Raw genomic sequence first — 20,142 nt, 5'->3', positions numbered from 1 at the left:
AGCAGCTGCGGCACCGGCTGAAGCACCCGCGGCTCCGGCAGAGGCACCCGCCGCTCCGGCTGAAGCACCGGCCGCTCCGGCAGAGGCACCCGCGGCACCGGCTGAAGCACCCGCCGCTCCGGCAGAGGCACCCGCGGCCCCGGCTGAAGCACCCGCCGCTCCGGCTGAAGCACCCGCCGCTCCGGCTGAAGCACCTGCGGCACCGGCTGAAGCACCCGCCGCTCCGGCAGAGGCACCTGCCGCTCCGGCTGAAGCACCCGCCGCTCCGGCTGAAGCACCCGCGGCCCCGGCTGAAGCACCCGCGGCCCCGGCTGAAGCACCCGCCGCCCCGGCTGAAGCACCCGCGGCTCCGGCTGAAGCACCCGCCGCTCCGGCTGAAGCACCCGCCGCCCCGGCTGAAGCACCCGCGGCTCCGGCTGAAGCACCCGCCGCTCCGGCTGAAGCACCTGCCGCTCCGGCTGAAGCACCTGCGGCTCCGGCTGAGCCTGCATTTCCGCCGGTGCCGGTTACTTGCTCCTTCTCCTTCACCAACTTGGGCGCTTCCGATCTTGAGCGCGCCAAGGCGATTCTGACCTCGGCCAGCGTCGGCGGAAGCGTGGAGGTGTCCACCGCCGAAGACGGGGTCGTAACACTGATCTTCGTGCTGCCCGACATCACGGCCGTCCCGAAAGTCGTCAATGACCTGCGCTACAAGACCGCCACGGATGGCACCCAGACCATAGTGTTTGAGGAAGAGGGTCGCCAGGTCTCCAGCAGTTTCCGGACTGCACGTATCACCGGTTCCGTGAAGATCAACGTGACCTTCATGATCGCCCCCGGCGCGAGCTTGTTCTACTCCCCCGCGCCCGGCGAAGAGACCGCAGTCCCCGCGGAGAGCATCGACGAGACCGGCAAGGTCACCCTCGAAGCCTCCATCGCCCGAGGACAGGAGTTCGTCTACGGGCGCACCGTCCTGGGCGAGATCGAGCGCTGCATCAAGATCGACATCTTCACCGGCGAGGTCGCCGAGATTTCCAAGGCGGCTTACCAGGCACACCAGTAGGCGTGTGACGCCGGAATGTGAACTGTGAAGGCCGGGCGCCGCCAGGGTTGCCCGGCCTTCGCGCCTGTCGGGCAGATCACTCGCGGACACGGGAGATGCAGGCCATGCGGATCGGAATCATCGGGGGCACAGGCGTCTACGAGTTCGGCGACGTCGTGAGCCGCAGCCGCCGCGTACCCACCAGTTACGAGAGTGTGAACATCGCCGAAGGCACCTACGCCGGGCACCAGCTTGTGTTCGTCCCGCGCCACGGACTCGGCCACGCGATCCCACCCCACCGGGTGAACTACCGGGCGAACATCGACGCCTTCCGACGCGAGGGTTGCGAGTGCATCATCGCCACCAATGCGGTGGGTTCGCTGCGCGAGACCATGCAGCCGGGGGATTTCGTCCTGCCCGACCAGTTCCTCGATTTCACGAAGAACCGCCCGCTCACGTTCTACGATGGGGGCCTGTCCGGAGTGCGGCACGTGGACGTAACCGAGCCCTACTGCCCTTCCCTTCGCCGCACGGCTTTCACGCTCTTGTCCAGGGAGCCCGTGAACGTGCATCCGGCGGCAACGTACGTCTGCACCGAGGGCCCGCGCTTCGAGACGCCCGCGGAAATCCGGATGTTCTCTATGCTGGGCGGGGACCTCGTGGGCATGACCGGCGTGCCTGAGGTGGTGCTGGCGCGGGAGGCGGGAATCTGCTACATAAGCGTCTGCGTCGTCACCAACTTCGCGGCGGGGATCGCCTCCGAGCCCTTGACCGAAGGCGAGGTCTCGGAACTCATGGAACAGACCTTTCCCGCTTTGCGCGACTTCATTCTGCGCCTCGTCCAGAACATTGAGAGCGACCGCGATTGCCGCTGCCGGACCCACAAACCGGAAACGTGAGGAGTGCCCCATTGAGACCGATCCACGACTTCGCCGCGTATCTGTTCGACCTTGACGGAACCGTGTATCTCGGCCCCGAACTGATCCCGGGAGCTCGGGAAGCCCTCGAATCACTCAAGCGCGCGGGCCGCAAGGTCATGTACCTGTCCAACAAGCCCATAAGCACCCGCGCCGAGTATGCCGCCAAGCTCACGCAGCTGGGCATACCCACGCAGGAGGCCGATGTGCTCAACTCCTCGCAGGCCCTGGCGCACTACCTCGCGCGGGAGATGCCGGGCGCGAGAGCGTACGTCATCGGTGAAGCGCCAGTGATCGAAGACCTACTCGCCGCAGGCCTGCGCATCACCAACGAACCGGGCCTGGCGGAGGTAGTTGTGGCCTCGTGGGATCGCGACTTCAACTATCGCAAACTTGACGACGCCTTGCAGGCGCTGAACCGGGGCGCCCGTTTCGTGGCGACCAATCCCGACGTGACCTGTCCCATGCTCGGAGGCGTCTATGCGCCTGACTGCGGGGCTATCGTGGCAGCTCTTGAATCCTGCTCGCGCAGGAAGGTGGAGGCGTATGGCGGAAAGCCCTCGCTGGTGCTGGCCGAACTCGTGCGGTCGCGGGTGGAGGTGCCTGCGGGAGACTGCCTGATGGTGGGCGACCGGGTGGATACCGACATCCTCTTCGGGCACCGGGCGGGGATGGGCACGGCGCTGGTGCTCACGGGCGCGGGGAAATTGACGCCGCTGGAGGAAGCGCCTGTGCCGCCGGATCACATACTCGAGAGCGTGGCGGAACTCGCGATCCATCGGGCCTGAGTGGACCGGCCTCTCCCCCACTCAGTCCCCATCAATCAGCCGCCCGCGCTTGATCTTATCCGTCCCGAACTTCCGCCGGATTTCATCGAGCGCGTCATCCAGCGGCGAATGAGACTCCTGCTGCGCGTCGAAAAGCGCTGCCTGCGCCGGCTGGTCGAAGCCCGACACTCCCACGCCGAGCAGTCGCACCTTCCGGCTCTCCAGCGGGACCGCCCGCAGCAGGCTGAGAGCGGTCTGATAGATTACCGCGTTGGCGTCGGTGGGGTTGCTCAGGGTCTCGCGCCGCGTGATAGTCGTGAAGTCCCCGAAGCGCACCTTGAGCTGCACCGTTCTCCCGCGCAGGCCCGCTTCTCGCAGACGCGCACCCACCTTGTCCGACAGCCAGAGCAGAGTTCTCTCCATCACGTCCGGGTCCCGGGTATCCACCTGGTACGTGTGTTCATTGCTCACCGATTTGGCCTCGCTCTGGACGATCACCGGCCGGTCGTCGATCCCGTGGGCCAGGTCATGCAGTTGCCCGCCCATCACCCCGAACTGCCGCACCAGCATGTCCCGCGGGTACTCCGCAAGGCGCCCGATAGTATGAATCCCCAGGGTGCGCAGGCGCTGCTCCGTGGCCTTCCCCACTCCCCACAGACGCGAAATCGGCAATGGAGCCAGGAACTCCAGCACATTCTCCGGCTCGATGATCACCAGCCCGCCGGGCTTATCGTGGTCCGACGCAAGCTTCGCCAGGAACTTGTTCGGCGCTACTCCTACAGATGCCGACAGCCCGATCTCGCAAGCGATCCGATCCCGGATACTGCGGCCGATCTGGGGCGCCGGGCCGAAGAGCCGCTCGCACCCGGTAACATCCAGGAACGCTTCGTCTACCGACACCGGCTCCACCAGGGGGGTGTACTGCTGGAAGATCTGCATGATCTGCCGGGACATCTCCACGTACCGGCCCATGCGCACCGGAACAAAGATTCCTTCAGGGCACAGGCGCTTCGCCTGCGACGAAGGCATGGCGGACTTGACGCCGAAACGCCGGGCCTCATAGGACGCAGCCGAAACCACTCCCCGGGCATCCGGGCTGGCGCCGACGATCACGGGCTTGCCCCGCAGTTCGGGGTTATCCAGTTGCTCGACGGACGCGAAGAAAGCGTCCATGTCCACGTGGATGATATGGCGCATGGTGTATGGATATTGCCTGCGGTCTCAAAGGGCCAGGTCAGGGACAACAGCCCGGGGCCGAACCTTCCAAGACGCCGTCGGGTTCAGAGAATCCAGGGGCTTCCGTCCCCGGCTCTGGGCGCAGGGCCCCTTCCGGGGCCTGAAGGAAGACAGACGGCAACGTCAACAGCCGGCGGGCGAGAGGCCCGCCCCACGCGATCATGTGCCCGCTGCGAGGGACGTTGGAAGCGACGCCCGCGAAGGCGCTCGCTTCCAGTCCGGAGCGGAGGCCCCCGGAATCGCTCTCTCTCAGGGAACGGACCCCCGCCGGCCGCCTTTGCTTGCCTTCGCGCTCTGGCCAGTGGTATACTCTTGCAACGATGGGTTATCCCTCACAACACGGGGCGGTGGCTGCATGCCCAGGCGAAGCGGCTTCACTCTGATTGAACTTCTGGTCGTAATCGCAATTATCGCAATCCTGGCCGCGATCCTCTTCCCGGTCTTTGCCAGGGCCCGCGAGAAAGCGCGACAGTCCAGTTGTCAGAGCAACCTGAAACAGATTGGACTGGCTTTCGAGCAGTACAAGGTAGACTACGACAGCAGCTACATGCACTGCCGCTACTCCACGCTCCTCGCAGACCCGCTGGACGCCACGCGGCAGATCTACTACTCCTGGCCCCAGCTACTCCAGCCCTACATGGCCAACTGGCAGATTCTCTTCTGCCCCAGCAGTGGCGAGAAGGACCGGTTCGGCAACGGCAACACCGTGCGGATCTTCGGCTACGGCCGGAATCTGGGCTACTTCAATGGCGCTAAAGCCACGATCTACGATGTGGCCGACTCGTCCATCACTCAGCCTGCGCAGACTATCAACTTGTTCGACAATGAGTGGTGCAATCGCCCCGGCCCCAGGTATATCGCATGGCCCGGCGACGGCAATGCGCCCGTGAACTGGGGAGTTTCGAACATCTATGCGCCCCAGCCGATCCACAATGACGGCTCGAACTTCCTGTTCTACGACGGCCACGTCAAGTGGGGCCGGCAGGACTCCTTCAGCGCCAGCTATTATACCATCGAGGCTGACTAGCCGCGACCGCGAGCGAAAGGCTCGCCGAATGATACAGAACCCGGAGCGACGTCCATGAGAGCCCTGCTTTTCGTGTGTCTCCTGGCGTGTCTGAGCGCACTTTGCGGCGCGGTCTGGGCTGAGGACTGGCTCAAATACCCGGAGTTTCGGCATGTCTGCGGGCTTCCCGGCAGCGGCATTCCGGTCAATGAGTTCGGCCAGTTCGGGTTCGGCGGAGCGTTCCACATGAACGTCCCGTGCGCTTACACGCCCACCCAGGACAACTACGCGGTGATGTACAACTCCGCCAGTCGCGACACTCGCTTCCGCATCAAGCTCAGCGGCCACCGGACCGATGGCTCGGCCGCCGCGATGGTGGGTTTCGGAAAGCCCGGGCACGGCCTGGCAGCGACCTACTTCGTGGTGGACGAGGAATGGGTGAACACCGTCAACCTCCAGTACCAGCTCTGCCCCGAGGACGGTGACATTCCGGCGGTTGCCGTGGGGATCCTGGATATCTTCGACCAGCGCCAGGCGCAGGCCGGAAAGAATGGGGGCGCCCGGAGCTTCTACGTCACCGCTACGCGAAAGATCGAGGAAAGCGCAAAGCCACTCTTTGTCACCCTGGGTCTGGGCACCGAGAAGTTCCACGGGGTCTTCGGCGCGGTCTCTTACTACCCCGCCGAGAAGATCAACCTGGGGTTCGAGTACGACGGCCGGGTACCTCGCCCTCACGTAGCCTATAATGTCTACAGTAGCCCGGATGATACCTGGGATGCTTCCGTCCACGTGGGCTGGTCCAACTTCGACCGACCCATCTGGGGCCTGAACGTGACCTACAAGCGCTGAACCGCGGGCGGCTCCCTGCCCTTTGGAGGATGCTGCCCCCCCGTTCATCAAGCAAAAGGGCGGCCCTGTGACAGGGCCGCCCTTGCGATTCACTTCTCAGCTGCTCAGGTCTCGCCGCTTACTCGATGGGGACCTTCGTTCCCTTGGGCGTTTCGGCCGTCTTCGGTGCGGTGACTGTCAGGATCCCGTTATCGAACTTGGCCGTGAGTGCCTCAGTATTGACAGCGGTGGGGAAGGCGACAACTCGCCGGAAGGACCCCGTGCGGATCTCCTTGCGGTGGTAGCCCTCCTCCTTGACCTCTTCCTCCTGACGGGACTGGCCCTGGATGATGAGCCGGTCGTCCTGCACCGTCAAGTCAATGTCTTCCTTCTTGACCCCGGGCAACTCCGCTTTGACCACGACGTCCGTCTCGGTCTCGTAGACGTCGATGGCCGGCCCGAAATCAATGGGCTCCTCGTCGCCCCAGCGCACAAGCGGGGAGCGCAGGAAGCGGTTGAACATGCGGTCCATCTCGTCGAAAACAGCGGGCAGATCATGCGGCCTTCGCCAACGTACCAGAGACATAGTGGTAACCCCCTTTCGCATAGCCCTGGTTTAGTCGCACACGTATATATACCCTGAGCTTCATGCTGTCAAACCTCGATTGCCGGTTTGAAGCCCAAAATCTTCGCAAAATCGTGCTGCGCCTCACTCGGCTCTCGAATCTCGGCCCCTGGCCGGGTTCTCGGCCCAACGGAACGTCTCCGTGTAACAGTCGTGGCAGAGTAATGTCTTGCCCGGGCGCGGTTCGAAAGGCACCTTGTCCGCTTTACCGCAGCGCACGCAGATGATGGGATAGGTGAGGCCGTCTTCGTCGGGCTCATCCTTTGCGCGCGATACCTCACTCGCCCCGCTATAAGCCTCACTCGCAGGGTTTGAGGGGTCTGCAACCATGCGCGCTCGGTCACGGTGGCCACTTCTCAGGCGACGGACCCGGTGGAGGGCCACCAATATCAGCACCAGCGCGACCAGCGGCCAGCCCATCTTCAGCAGTGGCCAAAGGTTCTCGAAGACGATACGCAACAGAACGGAAGGCGCGAAGAAATCACAGGCGGAAGTCTGCAGCAAGGAGGGCCCCCCCTGTCGTGCGGCAGAAAAATCACGCGGCACACAGCCATCGTCCGTCTATCATGTTAGCACATCCTCTGACGTTGCCGCAACGACTACCTGACAGGAGAATCTGACCGCGAAAAGCGGGTGGGGGTCGTGCCGGCCCGGCACGATCCCCTCGTAAAGTACGCGCAGCAATGCCTCGGGTCGTTGCGGTAGCCTCAAAGCCCGCGAAGCAGGGAGCACAAGGCTAGCCAGGGGTAAGGACCGCGAGGCGGGACGCAGCCCCTGGGTACCGGCGCCACATAAAGGCCCAAGAGCCCCTGAAGGGAGTGACACAAGCGCGCCTCCCGCATTGTGCCGCCCACGTTCGGGGGCTCAGTATCACGATGAGGCCGGAACCCACGGGTTCCCTTTCGCTTCGCTCCACTCCACCCGTGGCTATAAGCTGCCGCCCGTTGCGCGGGCTATGGGGCAAAAGGCCCGGCAGCGAGACTCCTGCACGCTCCGAGCCAGTGGAACTGACTCCGGACAGGGAGACCGCCCAATCTCGGTAGGCTTGGAAACGCTCAGCCCGCGGAACTCATGCCCAACAAAGAGAGCGCCTCACTTCGACGGGTCCCGAACATGGTTGGTCCAGCGATGACATGATGCCCAGCTGCCTGACTGGGAGAGCAGATGATCCCGGTAAGTCCAGCCAAGTGCGGGACTGCGACAGATGACGCGCAGATGCCTGTGGAACTGAAAGTCGCCTTCACACGGCCGGAGGCCTCCGGCGGTTCCCTGCGGCCTGTGTCTTGCAGCCCTGAAGGTGCTTTGCAGGGCAGCGCTGAACATCACCCGTGTCGGCAGAAATCTCCTTCCGGGAGATGTCTCAGCATGTCCCGACCCGATATATCCTGGTTGCCTGTGCGCAATGTAGTTTCCCACGAGCGCTGCGGCTTCCCGCCACTTGAGGACTGGCTGGCCCGGGCGTATGTTCTCGGCCTGCGCCAGGTGGAATTGCCCTGGAGCGTCTTGCCGGGGCGTACGCCTGAGATCCTGCGCGCTGTAAGCAGGCGCATTGATCGCCACGGGCTTGCCGTTTCTGCAGTCAACTGCGCCACCCAGTTCGCCGGGCCTGATCCCGACGCTGTTCAGGCCGCTCACTTCCAGGCGCTCGAGGCGGCGAAGGCGGCCCGGGTGTTCGGCGCGCCCGTCTTGGTGATCACTGCCGGCTCCGTGCGCCCGGACGTGCCGCTGTCCGAATCACTTGCCACGGCGGCCGAGGCGCTCGCCCGCACCACCGACGAGGTGGACCGCCTGGGCGTGACCCCTTGTCTCGTAAACGACACCCGGCTCCGCGGAGAACAGGAAGCATCGGTCGTGACCCGTTCCGAGAGCTTCCTCGAGCTTCTCCAGCGCCTGTCCAGCGCGCCGGTGAGGGTCTGTTTCAACACCGGCTCACCCCTGTTCAGCGCCCAGGACCCCACCGAACTGCTGGACAGCGTCATCCACAAAGTGGCCTACGTGCACATCGCCGACCGTCTCCCGGGCGGCCTGCACAACACCACCTGCGGCCAGGGCGCGGTGGATTTCGAGGCGCTCCTGCGCAGGCTATCGGATGCAGGGTACCGAGGCTCCCTTTGCCTCGAAGACGACGACCCGTTGGCGCACACCCAGGCGTCCCTCACATTCCTGCGCCAGCGAGTTGCTCAGACCTGGAGGTGAGCCGTGGGTGAGATCAGGGTGTCGAGCGCCGGGCCCGAGAACATGGATACCCTCGTGGATCTGCACGAGAAGCTCAACCACGAGATGGCCGGTTACAGCCTGGTCTGCCCGCCGGAAGCCCTGGAGCACGGAATTATCGAGAAACTGGTGCACCGCCTGTGCTTGCGCGAGGACTACATGGTATGGCTGGCATACCATGAGCACAGGCCGGTGGGGTTCATCTCCGCTGCAGTCCTCGACAGTCCCCTCGCGGCGGTGGACTATCGCGTCGGCACCATCGCGAACCTTTTTGTCTTGCCCGAGCACCGTCACAAGGGAATAGGGCGACTGCTCGCGGATACTGCCATCAGCGTGCTCAAAGCGGCAGGCGTCCGGCACATCGAGTTGTCTTACATGGTCCGCAATACCACCGGTGCCCGCTTCTGGCAGGCCCGAGGGTTCCGTCCGGAGAGCGTCAAGGCCGTCCTGTTGTGGGAGCCCGATGCCTCCGACACACGCAACACCAGCGGGGAGTGACCTCAATGAAATACGTGAAGTTCGGCAATGCAGGCGTGCAGGTTTCCGCGCTCTGTCTGGGCGCGATGACCTTCTATGAGCGCTGCGATGAGAAGACTTCCATTGACATTATCCGCAAGGCCTTCGACAAGGGCATCAACTTCATCGACACCGCCGACGCGTATGGCAGGGGCGAGAGTGAGGTCTTCCTGTCCAAGGCCCTCGACGGCATCCGCGACGATATCTTCCTCGCCACCAAGTTCTGGGTGCCCATGTGGCCCAAGCGCATCAACGGCCGGGGCTGCTCCCGATTCCACATCGTCAAGGCCGTGGACGCCAGCCTGCAGCGTCTGGGGACCGACCGCATCGACCTGATCCAGCTCCACCACCCCGACCCTCTCGTGAGCGCCGAGGAGATCCTCTCAACCCTCGACAATCTCGTGAAACAGGGCAAGGTGCTGTACATAGGCGTTAGCAATCACTTCGCGTGGCAGATGGCCCACCTGCTTGGCGTGAGCGCCCTGCACAATTGGGAGCCTATCGTCTCTATTCAGTGCCGCTACAATCTCCTCGACCGCCCGGTGGAAATCGAGACCGTTCCCTTCTGCCAGCGTTTCAACATCGCCATGATGGCCTACGGCCCCCAGTGCGGCGGCATTCTCACCGGCAAGTACAAGCGCGGCCAACCGATTCCCGAGGGCTCGCGCGTGGCTCAGATCAAGTCCATGCAGCAAGACCTCACAGACGAGACTTTCGACGTGATTGACAAGATCCAGGCGGTCGCCGACAAGTACAACATGGGCATCAACCAGCTTGCGGTGAAGTGGGTCATGGAGCAGCCTCTGTGCGTCATCCCGCTCATCGGGGGCAGTAGACCCGAGCATTTCGATCCCCTGTATGACGTGGTGGACATGGAGATCGACCCGGAGGACATCAAGTACCTGAACGAGATCACCTGGCAGTACCGCTACCGGGAGTTCGCAAATCAGCCCATGGTCGCGGGCACCTCCCCGGCGCTGAACTGGATCTGAAGCGTCCTGAAGTTGTGGAAGAGACCAGAGAAAACCACAGCACGCCCTGCGTGATGCGGCTCTTTCTGGCACCGCCAATTGGGCCTCAAAGGCGACTTTTCGACAGTTCTCGGACTCGTGAACCATCAGCCGCAAGAACTTGAAAAAAACTCGCAGACAAGAAGGAAGCTTCTGACAGGCGTCGAACCAATACGCCAGGCAGGGGCGTAGGGCAATCCCCTCTACTAGCGTGACTGAACCTTAGACGACGCTCACCCCCGTGCGGCACCACGGGGTAGGTGGTTTGCCGCGCGGGCGCTTTCGCGTCCGTAAATAGACGCAACGGAGGGATTAGCAGTGAGATGGCTTGTATTTGTCGTATGGGCGGGCATGTTGTTGGCGAGTGGGGCATACAGTGCACCGATACAGTGGCAGCTGGCGGACGGCGGGAACGGGCACTGGTACGAGCGGGTGGACGCTTCTCTCTCTTGGTCGGATGCGAAGGCGGCCGCTGAGTCAAGGTCTTGGATGGGCATGACTGGATACCTCGCCACCATCTCGTCAGCAGGTGAGAACACCTTCGTCACCGGCCTTCTCGGAGACTTCGCCTGGTTGGGTGGCTATCAGCTTGATAACCAACCCACAACGAGCACGGGCTGGCGATGGGTCACGGGAGAGCCGTGGGACTTCACATATTGGGCACCCGGTTCCGGCTGGGTCGAACCCAACGACGCATCCAATACCATGCATATTGAGGACAACGAAGAGAACGGTCTCGTCATGGGCCTGGTGTATGGCCCCGGATGGAATGACTTGGACCTTGAGAACAAAGACAATACAGCCACAGCCTATATGGTCGAGTATGGGGAACCGGGCGAGGTAACGCCCGAGCTGTCCTCCGCCAGCCTGCTGCTCCTGAGCGTGGTCCCGGCGGGTATCGCCTGGTGGCGGCGACGGAGGAGCTGAGCCTACAGAGCGACCCGCCTAGAACTGGAAGCCACCGAGCGAGACTGTCGGCCGTCGCAAGATCAGCTATTCCCGCCGCAGAGGCCGAACGTCTCGCTCAGCCTCGTCCCCTGACGTTTGAAACTGCGTCCTATCTGGGTATGAACCTCCTGTTCGCGCGTTGCCCGGTGCGCCCGGTTGACGCGCGAACAGGAAACGCTGTAGGATGCTATGTAACGGCTGGTGTGCCGGGCATCGGTGCACCAGGAATTTTGCGCTGTACCCGGAGGCACGATCATGAGACTCGTGTGCCTGATCGGTCTGGCAGTACTGCCGCTCCTTCTCGCTCTTCCCTCGATCGGGGCCTGCGCTGTGCCGGACGAGATTGTCTACTATGGCGCCGAAGACGACCGGCCCATGGTCGCGGAATCCTGGCAGCCCGATCTTGTGGAGATCAAGACCGACGCCTTCGTGTACTTCACCATCCGCACGCCTGCGGCGGGATTCTCTATCGCCGAGCGAGAGGCCATCATCCTGCAGCGTCTGATCGAGGTCATGAGTTCCGGGAAGATCTCGCCGGTATACGTCGACGAAGTGCGCGGCGCCCCCACGGTCTACGTCGACAAGATCCGCATCGTTACCGTCTACCCCCAGGATGTTGCGGCATCGGGTTCCGCAAGCGCCCGTGACCTGGCTGAGCAGTGGGCCGACGGAATCCGCAAGGGCCTGCTCGCCACCGCCCCGAGTGCCTGTTTCGGTGGACCGCCGGTCTACACCGTGGCCATCGGTAATCACGTCTTCTTCCGCCTGACCGATCCCATGGGTAACGCCACCGTGCGCGCGCGCGGCAGGGAAGCCGACGCGGCGCTGAGCAGCATCGCAGGGAACTTCAACCCGGATATGGTGCACCAGGCACCTCGTGCCGATGGCGGCATTGATATCATGTACGGCGGCCGCACGGTCATCGTCACCGCGACGCCGATGGACGCCAAATCCAAGGGGATGTCAGTCAAGGCTCTCGCCGACGCATGGGTCGCCAATATCAAGAACGGGCTCCCGAAGGTCGCCAGCGCGCTGTGCAACTAGAAACCAGATCTACCCACACCCTTCGCCGACATTCCGCCCGGGATGTCGGCGCTTTCATTTCCCCGGGGTGCGGCGGCGTCCGCCTGGATGGAGGAAACATGAGACATGGCAACATTGCGGGACATCGGTGAGTTCGGGTTCATCGACCGCATTCGCGAACTGGTAGGAGAACCCGGCCCTGGCGTGATTCGGGGAATCGGTGACGACTGCGCGGTGATGGACGTCGGCCGTCGGGACAAGCTCCTGGTCACCGTGGATGGCGCCCTCGAAGGTCGACACTTCCGGCTGGACTGGATCAGCCCCTACGATGCTGCCCGGCGCAGCACGGCGGGGGCAATCAGCGACATCGCGGCCATGGGCGGCGTGCCCTTCGCCACCTTCTGCACCGCCGCAATTCCGGCCGACACCCGCACGGAGCACGCGACCGATCTCATGCGCGGGGTTGCCGAAACCGCCCGCAAATATGGCGCGCCCCTTGTGGGCGGCGACATCGTCGGCGCTTTCGACAGCATCATGATCGACCTGGTCGTGCTCGGCTGGGCCGAGCAACCATGGGTGCGGTCCGGCGCCAGGCCAGGCGATACCCTCGCGATCACCGGCTGTCTGGGCGAATCAGCGGCCGCGGTAAACCTCCTCAGCTGCAACCCCGCGCTCCTGGATGAGCCCGACTTCACCGTCCTGCGCAAGCGGTTCACCGATCCCACTCCCCGTGTTGCCGAGGCCCGCGTACTGGCCGGCGACCCGGCTGTGCACGCGGCCATAGACATCAGCGACGGTCTTGTTCAGGACGCAGGGCATATCGCGCGCGAAAGCGGCGTGCGCATGGAGATCATCGCCGCATCGATACCCGTGGACCCATCGTGCGCGGCAGCCGGCGCACGCCTCTCTCACAGGCCGCAGTGGTCTCCCGCCACCAGCGGTGAGGAGTATGAGCTGCTGCTGTCACTGGCGCCGGGGGAGATCGGGCGCGTCAACGAGATTCTGGCGGAGAACGGTCTCGGTGCTCTGACACCCGTGGGCCGTGTAATCGAAGGAGAGGGCGTCGCCCTGCTGGGGAAAGACGGTGAGGAGCTTTCACTCGAGACCAGGGGCTGGGATCACTTCCGCGCCGAAAGGTGAGCGTGCGGGCGGGACTGTCGCGGAGGCGCTCGCTAGATGATGGCGTCTTCCTCTCCCCCACCCGCGCTTTCAGCGCCTGCTCGAACCAGCAGCATCGGTTTATCGATACGCTGCGCCACATCCTCGGCCAGAGACCCGAAGAACACTCGCGCGAGGCCCGTCTGACTGCTGGCTGCCATCACCACCACGTCGTGGTCCTGTGCCGCCTCAAGCACCGTGTGTACTCGCGAATCCGTAGCGACGGCACGGCAACTCACCTGCCCCGGCACCTTCCACTCGCGCGCCCAGTCCAGGGCCATCCCTTCCGCGTCATCAAGTTCCTGGGCCTGCGCGTCGGGTGGCATGAGCCGCAGAAGTGTCATCTGGTGTTCCAGCACCATCCCCAGCGCGCAGATCACCGGAAGCACCGTCGCCAGGTCCCCCCGGCTGCTGATGGGCACCAAAATCCGCTCGGTATGCAGCGGCCCTGCGAGTTTCACCACTACAACCGGGCACAGCGCCTCCCGTGCCAGCGTGTCCACAATCTTGCCGAACCCCCGCGACTTGGCAGCTCGGGGATGGCCCAGCACAATGGCGCGCACGTTTTGGGTCCGGGTTACGCGCAGTAGGCCCTCGGCCGCCTCATCCGCGAACTCCACCTCGGTGCTCAAGCCGTAGCCCAGCGATTGCGCTTCCTGCCGCGCGAGGCGGAACAGCCACACCGTCTCCTGGTCCGGGCCGATGTCCCAGAAATCCTCGGCCTGCTCGGTCACTACATGCACCGCGAGCGGCGTGGCCCCGTAGTGGTGGCCCAGGAGCGTGGCGATCCGCACCACGCCCGGAGCAGTGATCGGATGACTCAGGCTCGCCGCCACATAGCCATTCGCCCGAGCCGGCGGATTGAGCCTCGGCCACGTCCACGGCACCACATCCACCGTATCAAGCTCGCTCGGTTCGGGTGGGACCGGACAGACATCGCTATCCGGGACCTCGCAGGTCCGCAGACACATGAGCCGCACCAACGGCGGGCCGATCAGCTCATTGACCACGACACTCGCCACGACCACGTTGATGATCACCGGCCGCACAGCTTCCAGCGATGCATCCTGTCGCACCAGAAAAGCCAGACCGATAGCGAGGCCGGCCTGTGGGATAAGTCCGAGCCCAACCGAGGTGGCCTGCTCGCAGCTCATCCCCGCGCTGCGCCCACCCAACCACGCGCCCAGGTACTTCCCCACTGCCCGGGCGATCACAAACGCCGCCCCTACCGCGCCCGACCGAACGAGATCCGACAGCGCAAGATCGGCCCCTGCCAGTGTGAAGAACAGGCCGTAGATGGGCGGCTCGAAATCGTTCAGCGCCCGGAAGGCCCGGACGTCGCGCCGGTCCCGGTTCACCACCGCAAAACCCGCGGCAACCCCCGCCAGAAGCGCAGACAGCCCAAGATACTGCGCGAACCCGCCGCAGAAGAAGACCGCCGTCAGGGCCACGATCAGCACATCCGCGCGGCTCGACAGGCGGTGCACAATGAGGTCCGTAGTAACCCCGCCGGCCAGCCCGAGCCCCAGCGCCGCAAGAGTCAGGACAACCGGCTGAACCGCCTGCGCAAGACCGCTCCCCTCGGCGGTCCCGAGCAACACGCGAGCCACGGCAACGCAGATCCCGAACAGTGTGATGCTCAGTGCGTTGTTGACGACGAGGGCCGAGAGCACCAGCCGGGAGACCGGTCCTGCCGCCTGCAGTTCCCGCATGACCGCAACCGTGGCCGCGGGAGCCGTCGCCACCGCGATCGAGGCACAGATCAAGGCCGCTGAGATGCTCGCGGGCCACGCCACCTCTTCCCCACCACCCGACGCCACGCGCATTGTCAGCAACACGGCCCCGCAGACCAGAACGAACGCACCGGTGATCTCGCCCAGACTGATCCTGGACAACCGCGGCCAGGTTGTCGAGAGCTGCTGCAGATCGAACCGCTCCCCGATGCCGAAGGCCACGAGCATCAGGGCGATCTCCGTGAAGACCCGCAGTTCCTGCTCCATCAGGTGGTGCGGAATTATGTCAAACGCCGACGGACCCAGCAGAATACCGGCCAGGATGTAGCCCGTGACCGAAGGCAGACGAACCAGCTTCGCCAAACGGGCTCCCGCGAACCCTGCGGCAAGCAGCAAGCTGAGCGCAAAAATCGAGTTGATCGACTGATAGTCCATCGGTCACGGTCCTCTGGCGAGAAAACAGGCCGCCGAAGCGTCTCATACGCCGCACAAGTATACCACACAAGAGCTGCACGGCCCCCCGCCAGTCCGGCCGTGAGTGTCTCGCTGACGTTAAATTGGCTTACACAAGAGTTTTTCGTGAGATTTGACAATTCTTCTCCGGAGACCTATGATGCCAATTGGGAACCAAACGGAGGCAACCCATGACCGAGATCGGTCCGATCATAGGGATGATGCTCCTGGGTGCACTGGTGGGCTGGCTCTTTGGGCGAGCTTGCCTGAGGGTCTTCCGTCTGGCGGTGTTTCTCGCCCTCGCGATCATCGCACTCCAACTCATCGGTTACCATGCAGCCGCGGTGCATTGGGATTCCTTGGCGCAGTCGGCTGGGGATGCGGCACGCGAGGCCCGGGAACACTCGGGGCTTGCCTGGCGTCTTGCCGTCTACAACCTCCCTCTCACCATCGGCTTCGCTGCGGGGACAATCAAGGCCCTCATCAGACCCCGGCGCTGACAGGCTATTCCTGCTGGAACCGGGCAGGCGGACGAGCCTGTGATGGCCCGTCCGCCTGTATACTCTCCCCGGCCGTCTCTGCCTGGTCCCCCTTGGCTAGACCTTGACTTCCTTGCCCTTCTGCGCCGAGGTGTACAGACCATCGAGGATCCGCTGGGTCATGATCGCCTGTTCGCCCGGGACTGGCGAAGGGCCACCGGACTTGATGGCTTCCACGAACCGGCGGATCTCCTCGCTGTGGGAGGCAATCCCTGCATACGGGTTGATCGCGGGCGTCGCGTTCATCAGCATCCCGGCTTCTTCTCGCACTAGGGTCAAGGGGCTGTTCTGCATTCCGCCCTTGGTTCCCGCGAGAACGATTGCACCGCTGCCTTCAGGCACATTCAATGCCCAGCTGGTCTCCAGCGAAATGGCCGCGCCGTTGGCGAAACGCACGAAACCGGCAACAAACTCCTCAGGCACCGTGTATTTCTTGGGATCGTGCTTCATCAGGGATGGTTTGTTGGCCAGTTCCAGCCACATGCCCGCGGAGACGCTCACCGGCTCCGGGTGCCCCATGAGATGCAGGCACAGGTCGAGAATGTGCACACCCAGGTCATAGCCTGGCCCGCCGGCCGACATCTCTTTGACGATGAAAGCCCCCCACGCCGGTACTCCTCGCTGCCGCAGGTAACTGGCCCGGGCCCAGTAAATGTCGCCCACGTAGCCGGCATCCACCCAGTCTTTCATCGCCAGCGAATTGTCCTGAAAACGCATGCTCTGGGCGACCATGAAGAGTTTGCCGGCATTGTGTCCGGCTTCGGTCATCTGTTCCGCTTCCTTGCGCGACACGCCGATGGGCTTCTCGACGATCACGTGGCAGCCGGCCTTGAAAGCGGCGATGACGGGGTCTTTGTGGTAGCAGTTCGGGGTGCAGACATCCACGATATCCGCTTCCACGGACTCGAGCATCTTCTTGTAGTCTTCGAAGATCATGTCCTCCCCGATGCCCGCTTTTTCCGCGGCCGCGAGGGCAGTCTCACGCCGGACGTCGGCAATGGCGACAATCTCGCAGTCCGGCAGGGCTTTCCACCCCGGGAAATGTGCTCCCTGGGCGATGCCACCGGCACCCACGAATGCTACGCGAAACTTCTTGGCCATCTCGAACTCCTCCCTGTGTCGTTCTGGTCCCTATTCGGGACTTCGTCCATCTCGCCGGCCCATGAGACACGGCTTCTCGGGCCGGTGTGAGGTCCTTCGGGGGCGTTTCTCAGTCATCGCACAGATGTTCGTCATCGGGATCAAAGGGCGGGATAGTGACGATGTGGGCGCGCATCCGCCCCATCGCCCGGTGCGGACAGCCGGCAGGGACGTAAATGACATGTCCGGGCTTGACTGGATACACATCGCTTCCAAGCTCCATCACGCCCTCCCCCTCGAGGATGGCGTAGATTTCAACCGTACGGTGGTGTACGTGGCGTTTCGCGTCACCGAGATCGGTGACATGGAAGCCCGCGACAACCCGGTCTGCCCGTGTCAGGACGCGTCGGCTGATACCGCACGGACAGGGCGTGCCTGGGATCTCGTCCTGGTGGCGTACGATAGGGTCCTCGCCCATCTGGTCACTCCCGAGTGCCAATGCTGCCCAGCATTGTCTTTCATGTGGAGGCGCCTGTCAAGGAGGCCTTGCGCCACCCAAAGCACCCGTGTAGAATGCGCGCATGACCGCACGGGTTCTCAGCGATGACGATTTCGACGTTGTTGTGGTCGGCGGCGGCCACGCGGGCTGTGAGGCCGCCCTTGCTTGCGCCCGACTTGGTGTGCGCACAGCTCTTGTGACCCAGAATCTGGACACGATAGCGGCCATGCCCTGCAACTGCAGCATCGGAGGCCCGGGCAAGGCCCATTTGGTTCGGGAAATCGATGCTCTCGGCGGGGAGATGGCCCGCAATATCGACCGTTCTTTCACCCACATCCGGCTCCTCAATTCCTCCCGTGGCCCGGCCGTCCAGGCTTTGCGCGCCCAGGCCGACAAAGCTCTATACAGAGCGTGCATGAAAGCGGTGCTGGAAAAGCAGGAATCGCTGTGGATTCTTCAAGATACGGCTGTCCGCGTCCTCGTCGACGAGCGTGCTGTCTCCGGCGTCCTGCTTCAGAGCGGTCGACCTCTGGCGTGTCGGGGGCTCGTCCTCTGCGCGGGCACATTTCTCAACGGTATGATACACATGGGTGAGGTCACAATCCCCGCCGGACGCGCCGGAGAGGCGGCTTCCGTGGAGCTGAGTGCGTCTTTGGCTCAGCTCGGGCTCCCGATCCGCAGATTTAAGACGGGCACGGTCCCGCGGGTCTTGTTCTCCAGCATTGACTTCGACAAAGTCCGCGTCCAGCCCAGCGAGACCAGCGATCAGCGCTTCTCCCGGGACCGGGTTGGGCGTCCGTCCCTTCCCCTGGTGCCTTGCCACATAACCGCTACAAACCCGCGCACCCACGCATTGCTGTGGGCCAATTCGGGCCGGTCCGCCCTCTGGAGCGGCAGAATCACGGGCGTGGGGCCACGCTATTGCCCTTCTATCGAGGCCAAGTTGCAGCGGTTCCCCGACCGCCAGGCGCACCTGGTGTTTCTGGAGCGCGAGGGCTGGGATACAGAAGAGGTGTATGTCCAGGGAGTGTCCAGCGCCATGCCCGCCGATGTGCAGCTTGAGATGCTCCGAACTATCGAAGGTCTGGAGCACGCTCACATGGTCCGCCCGGGCTACGCCATAGAATATGATGCCCTCGACGCGAGTTGCCTGGGGCCGGATCTTGGCTTTCCTGCCGTTAAAGGCTTGTATTTTGCGGGCCAGGTCAACGGAACGTCGGGATATGAAGAGGCAGCGGCGCAGGGCCTGGTCGCGGGGGTCAACTGCGCCCGGCGTCTGCACGGCCTTGAGCCTATCCGACTGGGACGCAGGGATGGATACATTGGAGTCATGATCTCTGACCTGACCGAACAGCATCTGGACGAGCCGTACCGGATGCTCACCTCGCGTGCCGAGTTTCGGCTTTTATTCGGCCAGGACGGGGCCTGGTGCCGTCTCTCCGGCCTCGCCGAAGAGATCGGACTTGTTCACTTTCCCCGCGATGACCTGCCAGGGGAAACGCTCGGCGGAAGCGCGGGGTTTTCGGGTGGCGCGCGCCCGCGCGTGCGTGCGAAAGCAGCGGCGCGCGCGCTGGGAGAGCTGTCTCTGGCCCAGGCCGCCTATCTTCGTCGCGACGTGGCTCGTATGCGAGCCATTTCTTCCATGAGCAACATCGCGATCCCCGCCGATCTGGATTTCGCGCAGCTCGCAATCCGGTTGGAGGCGCGTGAACGGCTGGCTCTGGCGCGGCCGACGGTCCTGTCCGAGGCGGCTGCTCTGCCGGGCATTACCCCCGCCGACCTCGCGACCCTGCACGCGGCGTGCATCGCCTTCCTGCGTGGTGGTCGCTGAGAATTGCCTCCTGCAGGGCTTTCTTTGTTTCACGTGAAACATGACTTGTAGTAGGCGCGTATTGACAGCGTCGCGGGACCAAGGCTATACTCGGGACAGTTGGCTACGAGCCTGTTTCACGTGAAACAGAGGTCTGCAAGTGATCTCCACAGACGCCGCTGGCCTCGACCAACTGGCCGGATGGCTCTCCGAGTACGCGCCACGCACAGGACTTCTAGGCTATTGCTCTCGCGATGCCATCCTGGAGAACGCAGTCCTTCCTGTCCGGGCACTCGCGCCGCTTCTCGACGGCCCTGTCCTCGGCGATTGGGCGGAACTCGGCGCAGGATCTGGCGCCCTCGGTCTCGCTCTGGCGATCCTTTGCCCCGCGTGCAGTGTGACTCTGCTAGACCGCAGGGAACGGGCATCACAGTTTTCCGAACTCGCGTCTCGACGCCTTCAAATCCCTAATGTGCGCACGCCGACCTGTGACTTGCGTCCTGGCTGCGGCGAGCCCCGCTTCACCGGGACGATCCTGCGGGCCATGACTGAAACCCGGTTGGCATTGGCCATTGCTGCCGAGGTATCCCGCCGCTGGATATGCGCCTGGCATTCGCCAGGCCTGCCTGCCTACGACTCTGCCCCAAAGGGGTTTTCAATTGCGTCGCGCAGCGGCCTTCTCGCGCCCAACCTCATCGCGACGCTTTACGCGCGTCCATAGCCACTCACGGGGAACCTTCGTAGCAATATGCCAGGGGG

General features: G+C 63.8%; 21 protein-coding genes. 14 read left to right on the top strand and 7 right to left on the bottom strand.

Translation table 11 applies throughout. The features are described 5' to 3' along the window. The coding region (locus HPY44_07095) for a hypothetical protein (GenBank protein ID NSW55758.1) at positions 1-467 on the bottom strand (467 nt) is incomplete at its 3' end. A 134-nt stretch (positions 468-601) separates the two neighbouring features. On the opposite strand from HPY44_07095, the gene HPY44_07090 reads away from it, so the two are divergent. From HPY44_07090 to HPY44_07080, 3 genes are all read left to right on the top strand, one after another. Continuing rightward, positions 602-1,042, top strand: coding sequence for a hypothetical protein (locus HPY44_07090; GenBank protein NSW55757.1), 441 nt, complete (start codon positions 602-604; stop codon positions 1,040-1,042). Positions 1,043-1,137: 95 nt separating this feature from the next. After that, positions 1,138-1,920: an S-methyl-5'-thioinosine phosphorylase gene (locus tag HPY44_07085; GenBank protein ID NSW55756.1), complete on the top strand. Its 783-nt coding sequence runs from the start codon at positions 1,138-1,140 to the stop codon at positions 1,918-1,920. Between the two features lie 20 nt (positions 1,921-1,940). Then, complete coding sequence (locus HPY44_07080; protein ID NSW55755.1) at positions 1,941-2,726, top strand: HAD-IIA family hydrolase; 786 nt, start codon at positions 1,941-1,943, stop codon at positions 2,724-2,726. Between the two features lie 21 nt (positions 2,727-2,747). On the opposite strand, the gene dinB is transcribed toward HPY44_07080, so the two are convergent. Beyond that, entirely contained in the window at positions 2,748-3,902 is a 1,155-nt protein-coding gene (gene dinB / locus HPY44_07075) for a DNA polymerase IV (GenBank protein ID NSW55754.1), read from the bottom strand. Between the two features lie 394 nt (positions 3,903-4,296). Between dinB and HPY44_07070 the strand changes: the two genes are divergently transcribed. Together HPY44_07070 and HPY44_07065 are read left to right on the top strand one after the other, a co-directional pair. Beyond that, positions 4,297-4,968 (top strand): DUF1559 domain-containing protein, encoded by a 672-nt coding sequence (locus tag HPY44_07070; protein NSW55753.1) that lies wholly within the window; start codon positions 4,297-4,299, stop codon positions 4,966-4,968. A 54-nt stretch (positions 4,969-5,022) separates the two neighbouring features. Continuing rightward, positions 5,023-5,796, top strand: coding sequence for a hypothetical protein (locus HPY44_07065; protein ID NSW55752.1), 774 nt, complete (start codon positions 5,023-5,025; stop codon positions 5,794-5,796). 118 nt (positions 5,797-5,914) lie between these two features. Here the strand turns inward: HPY44_07065 and HPY44_07060 are convergent, their stop codons facing one another. After that, complete coding sequence (locus HPY44_07060; GenBank protein ID NSW55751.1) at positions 5,915-6,361, bottom strand: Hsp20/alpha crystallin family protein; 447 nt, start codon at positions 6,359-6,361, stop codon at positions 5,915-5,917. Positions 6,362-6,484: 123 nt separating this feature from the next. Then, positions 6,485-6,904, bottom strand: coding sequence for a hypothetical protein (locus tag HPY44_07055; GenBank protein ID NSW55750.1), 420 nt, complete (start codon positions 6,902-6,904; stop codon positions 6,485-6,487). An 861-nt stretch (positions 6,905-7,765) separates the two neighbouring features. Here HPY44_07055 and HPY44_07050 point away from each other — a divergent pair. From HPY44_07050 to thiL, 6 genes are all read left to right on the top strand, one after another. Continuing rightward, complete coding sequence (locus tag HPY44_07050; protein NSW55749.1) at positions 7,766-8,596, top strand: sugar phosphate isomerase/epimerase; 831 nt, start codon at positions 7,766-7,768, stop codon at positions 8,594-8,596. Positions 8,597-8,599: 3 nt separating this feature from the next. Continuing rightward, entirely contained in the window at positions 8,600-9,112 is a 513-nt protein-coding gene (locus HPY44_07045) for a GNAT family N-acetyltransferase (GenBank protein ID NSW55748.1), read from the top strand. A 5-nt stretch (positions 9,113-9,117) separates the two neighbouring features. Then, positions 9,118-10,122, top strand: a complete 1,005-nt coding sequence (locus HPY44_07040) for an aldo/keto reductase (GenBank protein NSW55747.1) — start codon at positions 9,118-9,120, stop codon at positions 10,120-10,122. A gap of 336 nt (positions 10,123-10,458) precedes the next feature. Continuing rightward, positions 10,459-11,067, top strand: coding sequence for a hypothetical protein (locus HPY44_07035; protein ID NSW55746.1), 609 nt, complete (start codon positions 10,459-10,461; stop codon positions 11,065-11,067). A 276-nt stretch (positions 11,068-11,343) separates the two neighbouring features. Beyond that, positions 11,344-12,132 (top strand): hypothetical protein, encoded by a 789-nt coding sequence (locus HPY44_07030; GenBank protein ID NSW55745.1) that lies wholly within the window; start codon positions 11,344-11,346, stop codon positions 12,130-12,132. Between the two features lie 105 nt (positions 12,133-12,237). Next, on the top strand, positions 12,238-13,251 hold the full coding sequence (gene thiL, locus HPY44_07025) for a thiamine-phosphate kinase (protein NSW55744.1): 1,014 nt from the start codon (positions 12,238-12,240) through the stop codon (positions 13,249-13,251). A 32-nt stretch (positions 13,252-13,283) separates the two neighbouring features. Here the strand turns inward: thiL and HPY44_07020 are convergent, their stop codons facing one another. Beyond that, a complete protein-coding gene (locus HPY44_07020; GenBank protein ID NSW55743.1) occupies positions 13,284-15,437 on the bottom strand; it encodes a cation:proton antiporter in 2,154 nt (717 codons plus the stop codon). Between the two features lie 209 nt (positions 15,438-15,646). Between HPY44_07020 and HPY44_07015 the strand changes: the two genes are divergently transcribed. Further along, positions 15,647-15,955, top strand: coding sequence for a hypothetical protein (locus HPY44_07015; GenBank protein ID NSW55742.1), 309 nt, complete (start codon positions 15,647-15,649; stop codon positions 15,953-15,955). A 96-nt stretch (positions 15,956-16,051) separates the two neighbouring features. On the opposite strand, the gene HPY44_07010 is transcribed toward HPY44_07015, so the two are convergent. Further along, the gene (locus HPY44_07010) at positions 16,052-17,095 is read right to left on the bottom strand and encodes a Gfo/Idh/MocA family oxidoreductase (protein ID NSW55741.1); all 1,044 of its coding nucleotides are present in this window, start codon (positions 17,093-17,095) and stop codon (positions 16,052-16,054) included. 109 nt (positions 17,096-17,204) lie between these two features. Beyond that, positions 17,205-17,552 (bottom strand): cupin domain-containing protein, encoded by a 348-nt coding sequence (locus HPY44_07005; GenBank protein NSW55740.1) that lies wholly within the window; start codon positions 17,550-17,552, stop codon positions 17,205-17,207. A 103-nt stretch (positions 17,553-17,655) separates the two neighbouring features. Here HPY44_07005 and mnmG point away from each other — a divergent pair, with 103 nt between their 5' ends. After that, positions 17,656-19,404: a tRNA uridine-5-carboxymethylaminomethyl(34) synthesis enzyme MnmG gene (mnmG, locus tag HPY44_07000; protein ID NSW55739.1), complete on the top strand. Its 1,749-nt coding sequence runs from the start codon at positions 17,656-17,658 to the stop codon at positions 19,402-19,404. 133 nt (positions 19,405-19,537) lie between these two features. Further along, the gene (locus tag HPY44_06995) at positions 19,538-20,104 is read left to right on the top strand and encodes a class I SAM-dependent methyltransferase (GenBank protein ID NSW55738.1); all 567 of its coding nucleotides are present in this window, start codon (positions 19,538-19,540) and stop codon (positions 20,102-20,104) included. Positions 20,105-20,142 lie beyond the last annotated feature (38 nt).

This window comes from Armatimonadota bacterium, from assembly GCA_013314775.1.
Classification (GTDB): Bacteria; Armatimonadota; Zipacnadia; order Zipacnadales; family JABUFB01; genus JABUFB01.
This window is presented reverse-complemented; position numbering and strand designations above follow the sequence as displayed.